At 53.0% G+C, this 16,358-nt stretch carries 17 protein-coding genes and 3 tRNA genes; 16 read left to right on the top strand and 4 right to left on the bottom strand.

Going from position 1 to position 16,358, the window contains the following annotated elements:
* Positions 1 to 77 precede the first annotated feature (77 nt).
* Complete coding sequence (dgcQ, locus tag ABLU96_RS27775; protein WP_064405662.1) at positions 78 to 1,745, top strand: cellulose biosynthesis regulator diguanylate cyclase DgcQ; 1,668 nt, start codon at positions 78 to 80, stop codon at positions 1,743 to 1,745.
* Between the two features lie 329 nt (positions 1,746 to 2,074).
* On the opposite strand, the gene yodD is transcribed toward dgcQ, so the two are convergent.
* Entirely contained in the window at positions 2,075 to 2,290 is a 216-nt protein-coding gene (gene yodD, locus ABLU96_RS27770) for a YodD family peroxide/acid resistance protein (protein ID WP_014229881.1), read from the bottom strand.
* Positions 2,291 to 2,422: 132 nt separating this feature from the next.
* Here yodD and dsrB point away from each other — a divergent pair, with 132 nt between their 5' ends.
* The gene (dsrB, locus tag ABLU96_RS27765; protein ID WP_004136599.1) at positions 2,423 to 2,611 is read left to right on the top strand and encodes a protein DsrB; all 189 of its coding nucleotides are present in this window, start codon (positions 2,423 to 2,425) and stop codon (positions 2,609 to 2,611) included.
* A 41-nt stretch (positions 2,612 to 2,652) separates the two neighbouring features.
* On the opposite strand, the gene rcsA is transcribed toward dsrB, so the two are convergent.
* Positions 2,653 to 3,276, bottom strand: coding sequence for a transcriptional regulator RcsA (gene rcsA / locus ABLU96_RS27760; protein WP_064405659.1), 624 nt, complete (start codon positions 3,274 to 3,276; stop codon positions 2,653 to 2,655).
* A 456-nt stretch (positions 3,277 to 3,732) separates the two neighbouring features.
* Here rcsA and yedD point away from each other — a divergent pair, with 456 nt between their 5' ends.
* Positions 3,733 to 4,149, top strand: a complete 417-nt coding sequence (gene yedD / locus ABLU96_RS27755) for a lipoprotein YedD (RefSeq protein ID WP_161505342.1) — start codon at positions 3,733 to 3,735, stop codon at positions 4,147 to 4,149.
* Positions 4,150 to 4,198: 49 nt separating this feature from the next.
* Here the strand turns inward: yedD and amyA are convergent, their stop codons facing one another.
* Complete coding sequence (gene amyA / locus ABLU96_RS27750) at positions 4,199 to 5,686, bottom strand: alpha-amylase (protein WP_004852210.1); 1,488 nt, start codon at positions 5,684 to 5,686, stop codon at positions 4,199 to 4,201.
* Between the two features lie 201 nt (positions 5,687 to 5,887).
* On the opposite strand from amyA, the gene tcyJ reads away from it, so the two are divergent.
* The 5 genes from tcyJ to sdiA all read left to right on the top strand — a co-directional run bounded on the left by tcyJ (position 5,888) and on the right by sdiA (position 10,227).
* Positions 5,888 to 6,688 (top strand): cystine ABC transporter substrate-binding protein, encoded by an 801-nt coding sequence (gene tcyJ / locus ABLU96_RS27745; RefSeq protein ID WP_014229877.1) that lies wholly within the window; start codon positions 5,888 to 5,890, stop codon positions 6,686 to 6,688.
* A gap of 95 nt (positions 6,689 to 6,783) precedes the next feature.
* Positions 6,784 to 7,770, top strand: a complete 987-nt coding sequence (gene dcyD, locus ABLU96_RS27740) for a D-cysteine desulfhydrase (protein ID WP_025106106.1) — start codon at positions 6,784 to 6,786, stop codon at positions 7,768 to 7,770.
* A 15-nt stretch (positions 7,771 to 7,785) separates the two neighbouring features.
* Entirely contained in the window at positions 7,786 to 8,454 is a 669-nt protein-coding gene (tcyL, locus tag ABLU96_RS27735) for a cystine ABC transporter permease (protein ID WP_004103458.1), read from the top strand.
* A complete protein-coding gene (gene tcyN, locus ABLU96_RS27730; RefSeq protein ID WP_064405655.1) occupies positions 8,451 to 9,203 on the top strand; it encodes an L-cystine ABC transporter ATP-binding protein TcyN in 753 nt (250 codons plus the stop codon). Before tcyL ends, tcyN begins: the two co-directional genes overlap by 4 nt.
* A gap of 301 nt (positions 9,204 to 9,504) precedes the next feature.
* Complete coding sequence (gene sdiA / locus ABLU96_RS27725; protein ID WP_064377684.1) at positions 9,505 to 10,227, top strand: transcriptional regulator SdiA; 723 nt, start codon at positions 9,505 to 9,507, stop codon at positions 10,225 to 10,227.
* A 67-nt stretch (positions 10,228 to 10,294) separates the two neighbouring features.
* Here sdiA and ABLU96_RS27720 read toward each other — a convergent pair whose 3' ends face one another.
* The gene (locus tag ABLU96_RS27720) at positions 10,295 to 10,519 is read right to left on the bottom strand and encodes a DUF2594 family protein (RefSeq protein ID WP_004122104.1); all 225 of its coding nucleotides are present in this window, start codon (positions 10,517 to 10,519) and stop codon (positions 10,295 to 10,297) included.
* Positions 10,520 to 10,982: 463 nt separating this feature from the next.
* On the opposite strand from ABLU96_RS27720, the gene uvrY reads away from it, so the two are divergent.
* The 8 genes from uvrY to ABLU96_RS27680 all read left to right on the top strand — a co-directional run bounded on the left by uvrY (position 10,983) and on the right by ABLU96_RS27680 (position 16,332).
* Entirely contained in the window at positions 10,983 to 11,639 is a 657-nt protein-coding gene (gene uvrY / locus ABLU96_RS27715) for a UvrY/SirA/GacA family response regulator transcription factor (protein WP_004122102.1), read from the top strand.
* Positions 11,636 to 13,468, top strand: a complete 1,833-nt coding sequence (uvrC, locus tag ABLU96_RS27710; protein WP_004852196.1) for an excinuclease ABC subunit UvrC — start codon at positions 11,636 to 11,638, stop codon at positions 13,466 to 13,468. Before uvrY ends, uvrC begins: the two co-directional genes overlap by 4 nt.
* Positions 13,469 to 13,525: 57 nt before the next feature.
* Positions 13,526 to 14,074: a CDP-diacylglycerol--glycerol-3-phosphate 3-phosphatidyltransferase gene (gene pgsA / locus ABLU96_RS27705; protein ID WP_004122100.1), complete on the top strand. Its 549-nt coding sequence runs from the start codon at positions 13,526 to 13,528 to the stop codon at positions 14,072 to 14,074.
* Positions 14,075 to 14,225: 151 nt separating this feature from the next.
* A tRNA-Gly gene (locus ABLU96_RS27700) sits at positions 14,226 to 14,301 on the top strand.
* A 38-nt stretch (positions 14,302 to 14,339) separates the two neighbouring features.
* Positions 14,340 to 14,413 (top strand) — tRNA-Cys (locus ABLU96_RS27695).
* A gap of 13 nt (positions 14,414 to 14,426) precedes the next feature.
* Positions 14,427 to 14,513, top strand: a tRNA-Leu gene (locus tag ABLU96_RS27690).
* Between the two features lie 196 nt (positions 14,514 to 14,709).
* On the top strand, positions 14,710 to 15,597 hold the full coding sequence (locus ABLU96_RS27685; RefSeq protein ID WP_064405652.1) for a dihydrodipicolinate synthase family protein: 888 nt from the start codon (positions 14,710 to 14,712) through the stop codon (positions 15,595 to 15,597).
* A gap of 66 nt (positions 15,598 to 15,663) precedes the next feature.
* Positions 15,664 to 16,332: a YecA family protein gene (locus tag ABLU96_RS27680; RefSeq protein WP_014229873.1), complete on the top strand. Its 669-nt coding sequence runs from the start codon at positions 15,664 to 15,666 to the stop codon at positions 16,330 to 16,332.
* The last annotated feature ends 26 nt before the right edge of the window (positions 16,333 to 16,358 follow it).

The following is a 16,358-nucleotide window of genomic DNA, read 5'->3' as shown; positions in this document are numbered from 1 at the left end:
GCTTTCATATTAATGGTTGTTTTACGAACAGGGAGCGTGGATGACGTTTGCTTCTTTAACCGTGCTGCGAGAAAACGATGGATAAGCTGATGTGGGTGAAAAAATTGCGCCAGATTTTAAGCCCCGGATATGTGGTTAACCTCTGTTTTTTTATCGTCTTCTGCTTTTCCACGTTGTTGATATGGCGTGAGATCAAGGTTCTGGAAGAAGCCTACGTCGCAAATCAGCGCAATAATCTTGAAAACGTTTCCCATGAGTTCGACAGCCTGCTGCAGTTTAACATCGACAGAATGATTTTTTTTCGTAACGGGATGCAATCGGCGCTGGGAACGCCGCTGGATTTTGTCGTATTGCGCAAGGCGGAAGAGGATTATTTAAAAAAGCGGCATGATCCCCTCTGGTCCGTTGAGATTCATAACCGGCGGACGCTGCCGGTCTATGGCGTTGCCGATGCATTTGTCGACGGCGACGCGCTTCTCTCTCGCGATAATTCCTTTTCCGGCAATGAGCTCATGGCCACTCTTGAGCTGGGCTATATGCTGCGTCTGGCTAATAACAACCGTGGTTTTGCGAAACGTATGCTGTACGTGTCGCGCAATGGCTTTTTTACCACCACCGAGCCGCTGAAGAATGCGACACAGGCGCTGGCGCTGTATTCGCGGGCGACAAGCGCCCCCTGGTTTACCCGGCAAACGCAGAGGAATAATCCTGCGCGCGGCATCGTGTGGCAAACCTTTCCCGATGAGGCATCGCAGCGCGAAATGCAGGTGGTGACGGCGTCTATTCCGCTTGATTTCCAGCGCTATTGGCTCGGCGTGCTGGCGATGGATTTCTCGGTACAAGAGATGAAAACGTTTCTGGTCAATGCGATTAAAACGGGCGAAGAGGGCGAGTACCAGCTTTACGATAATCAGCTCAATTTGATTGCCTCTTCCGCGCCGGGCAACGTACTGACGCTGCTGTCGCCGCGGGAACAGGAGATGCTGAGCCGCGCGTCTTCTCATGAGAATCAGGGGGGGATTCGCCTGGTCACGCGTTATATCAGCTGGGAAAACTTACGCAATTTTGATGGGGTACTGATCCGTATCCATACGATCCGGGAAGGCGTCCGCGGTGACTTTGGCAGCATCACTATTGCTTTAATGCTGATGTGGCTCATGTTCACGCTGATGTTGATGATCTCCTGGCTGGTGATCCGCCGAATGGTGCGCAATATGAGCGTGCTGCAGACCTCCCTGGAGTGGCAGGCCTGGCACGATGCGTTAACCCGTCTATTAAACCGCGGCGCGCTGTTTGAACGCGCCACTGCAGAAACTCGCTTGAGCGAGCGTCTAAAGCGGCCCGTTACGGTGATTCAGCTCGATCTGGATTATTTCAAAAGCGTTAACGACCGATACGGCCATCACGCGGGCGATCGCGTGCTGTCGCTGGTGGCCAGTACTATCGCCAGCCATATTCGGCAAGGCGATCTTGCGGGGAGAGTTGGCGGGGAGGAGTTTTGTATTGTGCTGCCGAATACTGCGTTAAAAGAAGCGAAGGCGATTGCTGAACGGATCCGTATCCGGATCAATAGCCGCGAAATTTTGCTGGGTAACAGCACGTCTTTGCGTATTACCGCTTCGTTTGGGGTGAGCTGTAGCGAGGATTCGGGTGAGTATAACTTTGAAAATTTGCAGTCTGTTGCCGATCATCGCCTGTATCTGGCCAAGCAAAACGGACGCGATCGGGTCTGCGCCGAAGGGTAAAATTAATTCCTCATGTAAATAAATTGAATTGAAATCATCCACTACGGTTATTTTGGTGAGATTATTCTTAAAAAACGTTTGGCGGCGATCGGACGTTCGTGGAAGAACAAATGTCCGCAGTCCTTGCCTGGCGAGCGTTGCCGGCGTGAGGGGGAAGGTAAGCCACATTTTTCAATAATTTGCTTCATGAATGTTTGTTGTCATGCAAAATAATTGAGGGTAATGTTTGTAGCGCATCGGATATCCTGGTGTAACGAATTTTCAAGTGCTTCTTGCATTAGCAAGCTTCATCCCGACTCCTGCGAGTCGGGATTTTTTTCGCTCAGAATTCAGCGGTTGGCTTCGGTGATGCTGAAATCATGGATATCGAGCTCAAAGGCCTCAGCCAGCTCGCGCCAGGTGTGGTAACCCCGGCCATCAATACTGACGTGGTGGGGATCGTCTTGCGTACGCTGAACTTCACTTTCGCTGATTTCATTAATCGCCGCCAGCAGGGCGTCAACGTCTACGCTTCCTGCGCCTTGATTTTCTTTGGCGGTTTTCATTGCGGGTACCTCGCTTAACTCAGACAGGGCTATTTAAGTATAGTCGGTCTACAAAAACAGCAGTTACCGGGCAGGACACTGCGCGATCGGCAGTTTTGTTCTACACTGGCTCAAAAATAGAGGAGATGAGTTATGCAGGTAAACGATCGTGTCACGGTGAAGACCGATGGTGGCCCACGTCGATCGGGTGTTGTACTGGCGATAGAGTCGTTTAGCGAAGGCGTAATGTATCTGGTTTCGCTGGAAGATTACCCGCTCGGGATCTGGTTTTTTAATGAGAACGGTCATCCCGACGGTATTTTCGTTGAGCGGGACGAGTGATTTGCCTCAAGTGAACTGGCGGCAGCGGCCGCCAGCGTCTTTCAACGCAGGTTGACGTGAATTCCAGAGGTGATGTTTTCAGCCAGTCGTACGATATGATAAATCACCTGTTTGTTGTGGGTATGAATTTTCTTTTTAACATTGCCCTTATGCGATGAGACGGTTTTGGCCTTAATGTTCATCTGCGCTGATATGTGCGAGGTTCCGTGCCCGGCCATCCACATCTGCAGCATATTTGATTCGGTCTGGCTTAAGGATAGCGTGGGGATATTAATCCGGGTGGGACGATAGTTCTCATATTTCAGGCGGATGGCAAGGATGTCGTCCAGGTCTTTTTCGGTCAGGGATTTAGAGCAGATAAGTAAGTTTTTGCGCACCAGCAGGTAGTGATCGAAATGTATATTCGCCAGCGACATAAAGATAACAAATAGCGTCGCAGGATACTGGCTAATGATTTGCCGGATAAGCTGGTTGCTCTCTTCATGATGAATAAAGCAGTCTTCATTGATAAATACCACCGTCGGGCGGCTGGTCTCGCAGAGAGCCTTCAGGCTCGGCGCACTGTGTACTTCAGTGATATCGCGCTTCCTTACCCCTCTGCCCGTCAGGTACCCGGTTAATCCCAGCCGGGTGAAGCTGCACAAATCCATGATAATCGTTGACATGACCCATCCTCAATCAACACGTAACGATAATTTATTCCTCGCTGACAAGCGCGATGAAGTCCATTTTGTTAGCAATAAAAAATGACTGCTGCCGTGGAACCATTAGGCAGCCTGAACTATTCCGTAATAAGCCCCATAATTTGCCAGGAATATTCTCAAAGTAAAGGCTACAAATCGCTATGTGGAGGAAATAAAAACAATAAATACCCGTCATATATAAGTTTGCCATTTTAGCGGCTTTTTAAAATAGGATTATCCTTATATTGAATGGTTAAAATAACACCTGCTGATTTATGGGTTTTATTCGATGGGTTAGAATAACTTAACATTCGAAGGCTATTTTTTACCATATTGGGTGTGCCCGACGTTCGCCCTGCTGCGCTGTTGCCGAATCGCGAAGGGTGGCGAGCTTAACGCTTTAATGCCACAATGTTTTTTTATCGGTGTGTGGGATGGATGATGAAAAAGATAGTGTTTGCTGGCGCTCTGCTGGCCCTGGCCGGGTGTGTTCAGGTTGATAGCTACAGCGAGGTTGTTAAAGCGCCAGCGCCGGCTGGGCTGGAAGGATACTGGCAATCGGCCGGCCCGCAGAGTGAAATGATGAGCCCGGATGCGATTGCGAGCCTGATCGTCACCAAAGAGGGCAATACCCTTGACTGTCGCCAGTGGCAGCGGGTTATCGTCCTGCCGGGTAAATTAATGAAGCGTGATGATGCGGTTTATAACGTCACCTCCGCGTTGGATGTTTATCCGATTGAGCGCGAAGGCGATACCCTGAGCTACGACCGGATGACGCTCAAGCGGGTGGATCGTCTCACCCCGGAGTGTGAACAGGCATGGAAAAAGGCCTCGGCTGATAAAAGCGGGCAATAAGCTTTTTGCGGGCTGAAACCCTTCTCAGCCCGCTGCGTTTCTCTGTATTTTATAGCACCTCTTCGATAACCCAGACGCTGACGCTGCCGCCGTTACAGGTAAAAACCCCGTTTCCTTCATCGTCGGTTTCAATCACTTCCTCGCGGTTGCCGAGAAAATCACGCCAGCGTTTATTACGGTAGTTTTCCCCCAGAGGAAGCGTTTTTTCTCCGTCGTCACCGTTGGAAAGCACCACCACGCAGCCCGGATCCTCTTCGGTGCCGCTGCGGCTGAAAGCGATACAGTTCGGATGATCGAACCACAGCGTTTGTACGCCGTGAGCAAAACGCTGACGGGCATCGATCAGTTCGTGTAATTGCTCGATAACCGGCATCTCAATGGCGTAGGTTTCGCCGTCGCCGCCGGTATCTTCGTAGCTGGCGCCGAACAGGTCGGCATAAAAGACGGACGGAACGCCGTTTTCACGTAACAAAATGAGCGCATAAGCCAGCGGTTTGAACCAGGCCTCAACCGGAGCCTCCAGCGCCTGCAGCGGCTGGGTATCATGGTTGGTCACCAGGGTTACGGCGTGGAACGGGTCGGCTTCCACCAGGGTGCCGCTAAAAATCTGGCTCATGTCATAGTCGCGACCCTGCCGCGAGGCTTCATGGAATTTCATCTGCAGCGGCGCGTCAAAGAGCATCGTCTTACCGTCAACCATGTCGATATACTGCTGGAGCTTATCGACTTCATGCGACCAGTATTCCGCCACGATAAACAGCGGCTTTGTCGCCACCTCCTGGACGTGGTCAATCCACTCTTTATAAAACCAGGCGGGGATATGTTTAACCGCATCGAGGCGGAAGCCATCGCAGCCGGTCTGTTCCATCACCCAGCGGGCCCAGTACTTAATCTCCTCAGTTACCGCCCGATTGCGAAAATCGATATTTTCACCCATCAGGTAGTCGAAGTTACCCATTTCATCATCAACCTGATCGTTCCATCCCTCTCCGGTATAGTCGTTGACGATTTTAAACACGCCATCTTCATCAGGATTCTCAATATGGTCGATGCCGCTGAAGCACTTATAATCCCAGATAAATTCAGAGTATTTGCCGGCGCGTACCGGGAAGGTGTAGCGCGTCCAGGCTTCACATTCCACAATCTCCTCGGCGATTTGCGTGCGGTCGTTTTGATCAACCCGCTGAATACGTACCGGCTCTTTTTCATCCGCGCCCATTTTATGGTTGACCACGACGTCAAGGAGTACGGCGATATCATGCTGGCGCAGGGCGGATATGGCGGCCAGCAGCTGGGCTTTATCGCCATATTTTGTGGCGACAGACCCCTTCTGGTCGAATTCGCCGAGGTCAAACAGATCGTAGCAATCATAACCGACAGAGTAGCCGCCGGAGGCGCCTTTGTAGGCAGGAGGCAACCAAATCATGTTAATGCCGATTTCGTTGAGGTTTGGCGCCAGGGCTTCGACTTCACGCCATAACTCGCCGCCGGTGGGGTAGTACCAGTGAAAGCACTGCAGTAACGTGGGGTTTTTCATCTTCCATGCTCCATACGTCATCAAGCTGACCATTGCAGTATGAGAGATATCCAGCAAAATGGAGATGTTTTCGATACGTTTTCACTATGCCCTAAAAGGTATCATATATAATAATTTGGAATAAGATGTAGCGTATCGATGTTGGTGACTAAGGTTAAACGCCTTACACTACAGCAAAATATCACTCTTTTAGGGGTATCTATGAAATTAGCACTTCTGGGTCGTCAGGCGCTGATGGGCGCAATGGCCGTCGTATTAATGACCGGCGTCAGCGTAAAAACCTTTGCTGCTGAAAATCTGCTTAATCAGGTTAAAGAGCGCGGCACGCTACGCGTGGGTCTGGAAGGGACATATCCGCCATTCAGCTATCAGGGAGATGACGGTAAGCTGACCGGCTTCGAGGTGGATTTTGCTAATGAACTGGCGAAACATCTGGGCGTGAAGGCTGACCTTAAACCCACGAAATGGGACGGCATGCTGGCTTCGCTGGACTCTAAACGTATCGATGTGGTGATAAACCAGGTCACTATTTCCGATCAGCGTAAGCAAAAATATGACTTCTCGACGCCGTACACCGTTTCCGGGATCCAGGCGCTGGTGAAAAAAGGTAACGAAGGCGTGATTAAAACCGCAGCCGACCTGAAAGGTAAGAAAGTTGGCGTCGGCCTGGGGACCAACTACGAAGAGTGGCTGCGCCAGAACGTACAGGGCGTCGACATTCGGACTTATGATGATGACCCGACGAAATACCAGGATCTGCGCGTAGGGCGAATTGACGCCATCCTGGTTGACCGTCTGGCAGCGCTGGATCTGGTGAAGAAAACCGGTAACACCCTTGCCGTCACCGGTGAAGCCTTCTCTCGCCAGGAGTCCGGCGTCGCGCTGCGCAAAGGTAATGAAGACCTGCTGAAAGCGGTTGATGGCGCCATTGCGGATATGCAAAAAGACGGCAGCCTGAAGGCGCTGTCGGAAAAATGGTTTGGCGCTGACGTCACGAAGTAACGGCCAGCGGTGAAAAAAGGCGCTCCTGATAGCGCCTTTTTTTATTTCGCGCGTCACAGCGTGCATAATCAAGGATAATTCAGTCAGGAGGTCTTATGTCACTGCAAAATTTAACCCTATTCCCGCGTCTGGAACTGATTGGCGCGCCGACGCCGCTGGAATATCTGCCGCGCTTGTCCGATTACCTTGGACGCGAAATTTTTATCAAGCGCGATGATGTAACCCCGCTTGCGATGGGGGGCAACAAGCTACGTAAGCTTGAATTTCTGGCTGCCGATGCACTGCGAGAAGGGGCGGATACCCTGATTACCGCAGGAGCTATCCAGTCCAACCATGTGCGCCAGACGGCGGCGGTGGCGGCTAAGCTCGGCCTGCACTGCGTGGCGCTACTGGAGAATCCAATGGGTACCCGGGCTGAGAACTACCTGACCAACGGTAACCGCCTGCTGCTTGACCTGTTTAATACTCAGGTCGAAATGTGCGACGCGCTGACCGATCCTAATGCTCAGCTGGAAGCGCTGGCGACCCGCATTGAAGCTCAGGGCTATCGTCCGTACGTGATTCCGGTTGGCGGTTCGAACGCGCTGGGCGCGCTGGGCTATGTGGAGAGCGCGCTGGAAATTGCCCAGCAGTGCGAAGGGGCGGTCGAGCTCTCCTCCGTGGTCGTCGCCTCCGGCAGCGCCGGTACGCATGCCGGCCTCGCCGTGGGACTGGAGCAGCTGATGCCCAATGCCGAGCTTATCGGCGTGACCGTATCGCGCAGCGTGGCTGACCAACTGCCAAAAGTGGCTGCGCTGCAGCAGGCGGTGGCAAATAGCCTGGAACTGGAGGCAAAGGCCGGTATTCAGCTGTGGGATGAGTACTTTGCGCCGGGTTACGGAATACCGAACGACGAAGGGATGGCGGCGGTGAAGCTGCTGGCGCAGCTGGAAGGTATCCTGCTGGATCCGGTGTATACCGGGAAGGCGATGGCCGGATTGATTGATGGTATCAGCCAGAAGCGCTTTAAGGATGAAGGCCCAATACTGTTTGTTCACACCGGCGGCGCGCCTGCGCTGTTCGCCTATCATCCTCATATCTAATGCAGAACACATAGAATGCAAGAGAGTATCCAACTGGTTATTGATTCCGCGCCTTTTCTGCTGAAGGGCGCGGTATTTACGCTACAGCTCAGCATCGGCGGCATGTTTTTTGGCCTCGTGCTGGGGTTTATTCTGGCGCTGATGCGCATGTCGCCCGTCTGGCCGATTAAATGGCTGGCGCGGATGTACATCTCCATCTTTCGCGGAACGCCGCTGATTGCGCAGCTGTTTATGATCTACTACGGCTTGCCGCAGTTCGGCATCGAGCTGGATCCTATTCCCGCGGCGATGATCGGCCTGTCTTTAAACACGGCGGCCTACGCGGCGGAAACGCTGCGCGCAGCGATTGCCTCCATTGATAAAGGGCAGTGGGAGGCCGCGGCGAGTATCGGTATGACGCGCTGGCAGGCAATGCGCCGCGCGATTCTTCCTCAGGCCGCGCGCGTGGCGTTACCGCCGCTTTCCAACAGTTTTATCAGCCTGGTGAAAGATACCTCGCTGGCGGCAACTATCCAGGTGCCAGAACTGTTCCGTCAGGCTCAGCTGATCACCTCCCGGACGCTGGAGGTATTCACCATGTACCTGGCCGCTTCGCTTATCTACTGGGTAATGGCAACGGTGCTTTCCACGCTGCAAAACTATTTTGAAAATCAGCTGAACCGCCAGGAGCGAGATCCAAAATGAGTGCGATTGAAGTCAAAAACCTGGTGAAAAAATTCCATGGCCAGACGGTGCTTCATGGTATCGATCTTGAGGTTCAACAAGGGGAAGTGGTGGCGATTATCGGTCCCAGCGGTTCGGGGAAAACGACGCTGCTGCGCAGTATTAATCTCCTGGAGCAGCCGGAAAGCGGCACGATTCGCGTAGGCGATGTGACGATCGATGCCGGGCGCAGCATCAACCAGCAAAAAGCGGCCATTCGCCGCCTGCGTCAGCACGTGGGCTTTGTGTTTCAGAATTTTAATCTTTTCCCCCATCGTACGGTGATGGAAAACATTATCGAAGGGCCGGTCATCGTTAAAGGGGAGGATAAAAATGAATCCATCGCCCGGGCGCGTGAACTGCTGACGAAAGTTGGGCTTACCGGTAAAGAAAATAGCTACCCGCGTCGTTTGTCCGGCGGGCAGCAGCAGCGCGTGGCGATTGCTCGCGCGCTGGCGATGCGTCCGGATGTCATTCTGTTTGATGAGCCAACGTCGGCATTAGATCCTGAGCTGGTAGGGGAGGTACTCAATACCATTCGCCAGCTGGCGCAGGAGAGGCGCACGATGGTTATCGTGACCCATGAGATGAGCTTTGCCCGCGACGTGGCGGACCGCGCTATTTTTATGGATCAGGGGCGTATCGTTGAACAGGGTGAAGCAAAAGCGCTGTTTGCCAATCCTCAGCACGCGCGTACCCGCCAGTTCCTCGAAAAATTCCTGATGCAGTAATCGCCCCGCGCCGGCCGCATTCGCTCAGGCTTGTGCTGACGGATGCGGCCGGGCAGCGCTGAATAACCGGTTTATCAGCAAAAAAAGCATGTCCGGATGGTGGTCATAAGCAACGACGATACATCTGTCAAGGTTTTGTGCCACATCAATTGGCATAATTTTTTTAACGTATCCGGTACTTTCGCCGGACGTAGTCTAATAAATGCGGTGGCTGCCATTTTTTATACATATAAGCAGGATTTATGTGTTAGTTTTATGTATTTATAATAATGATTATCACTCAGGAGTTATTTGGTTAGTTATGAGGGACAATGATTTTTTCAGCTGGCGGCGGGAAATGCTGCAACAATTTCAGTCCGTTTCTGCAGGCGAGGGGGTTTATCATCTTCTGCAGCAGGAAGCAAAAGGGCTGGAATATGACTACTTCGCACTCTGCGTACGGCATCCCGTGCCTTTTACTCGGCCCAGGGTGACGCTGCAATCGACCTATCCTCAGGCCTGGATGGCGCATTATCAAGCCGAGAATTATCTGGCGATCGACCCGGTGCTGCGCAAGGAGAATTTCCTTCGTGGGCATCTGCCATGGAACGACAAGCTATTCCATGATACACCGGAATTATGGGACGGCGCGCGCGACCATGGATTACGTAAGGGCGTCACGCAGTGCCTGACGCTGCCGAACCATGCTCAGGGATTCTTATCCGTTTCAGGAACCAACCATAGCCAGGGACCCTTTGCGGAAGATGAACTGGAGATGCGCTTAAGAACGCTAACCGAATTGAGCCTGCTGACGCTTTTGCGCCTGGAGGACGAGATGGTTATGCCGCCGGAAATGAAATTTAGTCGACGTGAACTGGAGATTTTGAAATGGACGGCGGAAGGGAAAACCTCGGCTGAGGTGGCAATGATTCTGTCTATCTCAGAAAATACCGTCAATTTCCATCAGAAAAATATGCAGCGAAAATTCAACGCGCCAAACAAAACCCAAATTGCCTGCTATGCCGTAGCGACGGGCCTAATTTGATCTCATGTGTTGTTCTGCGTGCCAGACGTAAGACCGGCTGTTAGTAATACCTTCAGCCGGTAATTGATTACTGACGATATGCCTGCTTAATTTGCTTAACGGTGCTGGAGAATACGGCAGCCTGAGCCTCATCTTCCATCTGCGCGATTTGTTTTTCCATTTTAATAATCACGCGGCCTGCATCAGCCTGACCCATGGCCTGCAGCATCAGCGTTATCATTGCTTTCAGACACGAAACTTCCTGTGCCAGTTCTTGGTTATTTTCCGCAGTGGAAAAATCTGGAGTGCTCATCTATATCCTCGATTGCTTTCTGCGCAATTGCGCATGACTAAAAGTGAAGGCGGCGCAGTATACCACAAGCAAAGGAAAAAAAAGGAGTGCTTGATTTCTGTTCTTTCATCCGAGTGGTGAATGATTTAATTGACTGAATAATACGTATTCATGAGATCTAAGCGTGTTAATTTTTTCGTACGCCCCGTGTTCGTGTTAATAATTGTTACATATTCAGGCACATATTTATCGCCTACGCAATGTGTTGTGTTTTTACGTAATCTGTATGATGAATGTTAAAAAATAACTGTTGTACAACTCTATGTTATGTATGGCTTTCCAGCGGGTGTGCAGACAAATTTCCATAATTGCGCAAGAAATCTTTCCCAGCACATTTTTTGGCTTTCAAAATTAGGTTAAAACCCGGTAATATGTGGGAGATAAGCTATCAGTAGCGTTATCCCTAATTCTGGAGAATATTCCTTTGATCAACGTCCTTCTTGTTGATGACCACGAACTGGTGCGCGCAGGGATACGACGCATTCTGGAAGATATAAAAGGGATTAAAGTTGCCGGCGAGGCCTGCTGCGGTGAGGATGCCGTGAAATGGTGCCGCGCGAATCCCGTTGATGTAGTCCTGATGGATATGAACATGCCGGGTATCGGCGGCCTTGAGGCTACGCGAAAAATTGCCCGTTCCGTTGCTGATGCCAAAGTGATAATGCTGACCGTGCATACGGAAAATCCGCTGCCGGCGAAAGTCATGCAGGCCGGGGCTGCTGGCTACCTCAGTAAAGGCGCCGCGCCGCAGGAGGTTGTGAATGCGATTCGCTGCGTGGCATCGGGTCAGCGTTATATCGCCTCTGATATCGCCCAGCAGATGGCGCTAAGCCAGATTGAACCGGAGAAGGCGGAGTCGCCGTTTGCCAGTTTGTCTGAGCGAGAATTGCAGATTATGCTAATGATTACTAAAGGTCAGAAGGTCAACGAGATCTCAGAGCAGTTGAATCTGAGTCCCAAGACCGTGAACAGCTACCGCTATCGTATGTTCAGTAAACTGAACATACACGGCGATGTGGAGCTGACGCACCTGGCAATTCGCCATGGCCTGTGCAATGCGGAGTCGTTAGCAAGTCAGTGAGTGATGTTTTTGATGCAAAAGCTTTCCTGAAAACAGTAACCAGCCAGCCGGGCGTCTATCGTATGTATGACGCTGGCGGTACTGTTATCTATGTAGGCAAAGCGAAAGACCTGAAAAAGCGGCTGAGCAGCTATTTTCGCAGCAACCTGGCTTCGCGTAAAACCGAAGCGCTGGTGGCGCTTATCGCCCAGATTGACGTTACCGTGACCCACACCGAAACGGAAGCGCTGCTGCTTGAGCATAACTACATCAAACTATACCAGCCGCGTTACAACGTGCTGCTGCGCGATGATAAATCCTATCCCTTTATTTTCCTTAGCGGCGATACGCATCCTCGCCTGGCGACGCATCGTGGGGCGAAGCATGCGAAAGGCGAATATTTTGGCCCGTTCCCCAACGGCTACGCGGTTCGCGAGACGTTAGCGCTGCTGCAAAAAATCTTCCCTATCCGCCAGTGTGAGAACAGCGTCTATCGCAACCGTTCGCGGCCTTGCCTGCAGTATCAAATTGGCCGCTGTCTGGGGCCGTGCGTTGCCGGACTGGTGAGCGAGGAAGAGTATGCCCAGCAGGTCGACTACGTGCGCCTGTTCCTGGCGGGCAAAGACGATCAGGTACTGACTCAGCTGATTGCCCGCATGGAAAAGGCCAGCCAGGCGCTGGAATTTGAAGAGGCAGCGCGGATCCGCGACCAGATTCAGGCCGTACGTCGGGTAACGGAGAAACAGTTCGTCTCCAATACCGGTGACGATCTGGATGTTATCGGCGTCTCGTTTGATGCCGGCATGGCGTGCGTCCACGTACTGTTTATCCGCCAGGGTAAAGTCCTTGGTAGCCGCAGCTATTTCCCCAAAGTGCCGAATGGCACCGAACTCGGTGAAGTGGTGGAAACCTTTGTCGGACAGTTCTATTTGCAGGGCAGCCAGATGCGGACGCTGCCGGGCGAGATCCTGCTGGATTTTAACCTGGGCGACAAAACCCTGCTGGCGGATTCGCTCTCAGAGCTGGCCGGGCGCCGGGTTAACGTACAGACCAAACCCCGCGGCGATCGCGCCCGTTACCTGAAGCTGGCGCGCACGAACGCCGCGACGGCGCTGACCACCAAGCTTTCCCAGCATTCAACGATTACGCAACGTTTGCGGGCGCTGGCGACATTACTCAAGCTTCCGGCCGTCAATCGGATGGAATGCTTTGACATCAGCCATACGATGGGCGAACAGACGGTGGCGTCGTGCGTGGTTTTTGATAGCAACGGACCGCTGCGCGCAGAGTATCGCCGTTACAATATTACCGGCATCACGCCGGGAGATGATTACGCGGCGATGAATCAGGTCCTGCGCCGTCGCTACGGTAAGGCAATAGAAGAGAGTAAAATTCCCGATGTTATCCTGATCGACGGCGGTAAAGGCCAGCTTGGGCAGGCGAAGACGGTTTTTGCCGAGCTGGACGTGCCGTGGGATAAAAGTCACCCTCTGTTATTGGGCGTGGCAAAAGGCAGCGATCGTAAAGCGGGCCTGGAGACGTTATTCTTTGAACCGGAAGGCGAGGGCTTTAGTCTGCCGCCGGACTCCCCCGCGCTGCATGTGATTCAGCATATTCGCGACGAGTCGCACGATCACGCCATTACCGGCCACCGTAAGAAACGGGCAAAAGTAAAAAGCACCAGCACGCTGGAAACCATTGAGGGGGTCGGACCCAAACGCCGACAGATGCTGCTGAAATATATGGGCGGTCTGCAGGGGTTGCAGAAAGCCAGCGTCGAAGAAATTGCGCAAGTACCGGGTATATCTCACGGTCTGGCAGAAAAGATCTTCTACTCGTTGAAACATTAGGGGCTCTGTAGCAACATAGGGCTAATTTTTACTTACAACAGATAGTTACCCGTTACTATGCAATTTAATATCCCTACGTTGCTTACTCTGTTTCGCGTCATTCTTATCCCGTTCTTTGTACTGGCGTTTTATCTGCCGTTTACCTGGGCCCCTTTTGCCTGTGCGCTAATTTTCTTTGTCGCAGCGGTGACCGACTGGTTTGATGGTTATCTGGCGCGTCGCTGGAATCAGAGCACGCGTTTCGGCGCTTTCCTCGATCCGGTCGCGGATAAAGTCATGGTGGCTATTGCGATGGTACTGGTTGCCGAGCATTACCATACCTGGTGGGTGACGTTACCGGCCGCCACCATGATCGCGCGTGAAATTATTATCTCCGCGCTGCGCGAGTGGATGGCCGAACTGGGCAAGCGCAGCAGCGTGGCGGTGTCATGGATAGGCAAAGTCAAAACCACGGCGCAAATGGCCGCGCTGGTGTGGATGCTGTGGCGCCCAAATATCTGGGTTGAATGGGCGGGGATTGGTCTGTTCCTCGTGGCGGCGGTGCTGACGCTGTGGTCCATGCTGCAGTATTTGAACGCGGCGCGCGGCGATTTGCTTGATCAGTGATCGTTTCGGCGCAATTTTCAGCAAACAACACAAGGTTTTAAAAAATATCGTTGACTCATTGCGCCAGGTAAGTAGAATGCAACGCATCGAACGGCAGCACTGTCTGACAGACGATAACAAAATCAAGTAATTAGCAAATTAGCTTGATGATGCGGGAATAGCTCAGTTGGTAGAGCACGACCTTGCCAAGGTCGGGGTCGCGAGTTCGAGTCTCGTTTCCCGCTCCAGTTTACAACATCGGCATCAGCGGGTGTTCAAGCATTAAGGCGCGTTAGCAAAGCGGTTATGTAGCGGATTGCAAATCCGTCTAGTCCGGTTCGACTCCGGAACGCGCCTCCAATTTCTATCCCGAGCCCGGATGGTGGAATCGGTAGACACAAGGGATTTAAAATCCCTCGGCGTTCGCGCTGTGCGGGTTCAAGTCCCGCTCCGGGTACCATTGGGATAAAGCAGAATAATCAAAGCAATAAGCAGTGTCGTGAAACCACCTACGGGTGGTTTTTTTGTTTTTGTATTTCCATAACCTCGCTTTTGAACCTCAGCCCCACCTCATTCATTTTTGTCATAGGACAAAACCCGCATCTGTTGTTATTCTGCGTCGGCAATCTATCATTATCTCAATAAGTGGGGATGAAATGTTTACTGGCCTCTGCGCTTTTCCTCTGACTCCGTTACATCAGCATGGCGTTGATGAAACCGCTTTTGCCCGGATTGTCACTCGCCTCGCCGAATCTGCCGTCGATGCTCTCGGCGTGCTCGGTTCCACGGGAAGCTATGCCTGGCTCAGCCGCGAGCAGAGAATGCAGGTTATCCGACAGGCCAAATCGCATGCCGGAGCGGTGCCGCTTATGGCAGGGATCGGGGCGCTGGGGACCGATCGGGTCCTTCGTCTGGCAGAGGATGCGCAGCGGGCTGGGGCCAGCGCGCTGCTCCTGCCGGCAATCGCCTATCAGCCCCTGACGGAAGAGGAGATTTTGGCTTTTTACCAGACCGTCACCCGCGAAGTCTCCGTGCCCGTCTGCGTTTACGATAACCCCGTGACCACGCATGTGACGACCTCGGATGCGCTTAAAGGCGCGATCGCTGCGCTGCCGGGTATCGCCTCAATTAAAATACCGGGCCCCGCTAAAAATGACGTCGCACGGCGCGTTCAGAGCCTGCGGTGGCAGCTACCGGCTGAGGTGACGATCGGGATTAGCGGAGACGCCTGCGCGGCCGATGGCCTGAACGCCGGCTGCGAAGTCTGGTATTCGGTGTGCGGCGGCCTGTTCCCGCACGTCGCCAAAGAGCTGACGGCGGCCGCGACGCGGGGGGAGGCTCAGCGGGCGGAGGCAATAAGCGCCAGGCTGGAGCCGCTGTGGACGCTCTACAGGAAGTATGGTGGAAGCCTGCGGGTCACTGCCGCAGCGGCGACGATCCTCGGTCTGTGCGGTGAGGATTGTTTGCCGCGTCCCCTGTTACCGCTTTCGCCGGATGCCTTTCGTGAGATTGCTGAGACGCTGCGCAGCCTGAACCTTGAGTAGCCGGGTGGTTTTCTCTCGCTATTTCCGCTACTGTAAGCGCCATTTTTTACGACGATGAGCCTGTTTATGAAAACTGGACCCCTGAACGAAAGCGAAGTTGAATGGCTGGACGATATCCTGTCGAAATACGCGGTAGAAGGCACCATCATGGACGTTGCCGAGCTTGATGGGCTGCTGACGGCCATTCTCTCCGGGCCGACGGAGATTGAACCCGCGCAGTGGCTGCTTGCTATCTGGGGCGGAGCGGATAACGTGCCGCGCTGGGCCAACGATCGCGAGCGGGATCGTTTTGTGAACCTGACGCTGCAGCAAATGAGCGATATCGCCGAGCGCTTGAGCGATTATCCCGAACAGTTCGAACCGATGTTCGGCAGCCGCGAAGAGGAAGGGCAGGAGCTCACGATTGTTGAAGAGTGGTGCTTCGGCTATATGCGCGGAGTGGGGCTGAGCGACTGGTCCGCGTTGCCGGCTGAGCTGCAGGCGGAGCTGGACGTGATTGCCCTGCACGGTACCGAGGAGCGATTTGAGGCGCTTGATGAATTATCCGCGGAAGAGTTTGTCGCCAGCGTTGAGCGAATTCGTCCTGCCGCCCTGGCGCTTTATAACTACTGGACTGAGCACGCGCAACCGGCGGAAGTTCAGCAGCCCATCCGGAATGAGGCGAAGGTGGGGCGCAACGATCCTTGCCCGTGCGGCAGCGGTAAGAAATATAAGCAGTGCTGTTTAGCCAAATAAAAGAGGGGGCCAATATGGCCCCTTCT

The sequence above is a fragment of the Klebsiella sp. CN_Kp106 genome, from assembly GCF_040064575.1.
GTDB classification, from domain to species: domain Bacteria; phylum Pseudomonadota; class Gammaproteobacteria; order Enterobacterales; family Enterobacteriaceae; genus Klebsiella; species Klebsiella michiganensis.
Note: the sequence above shows the minus strand (reverse complement) of the source record. Positions and strands in the feature narration are given on the sequence as shown.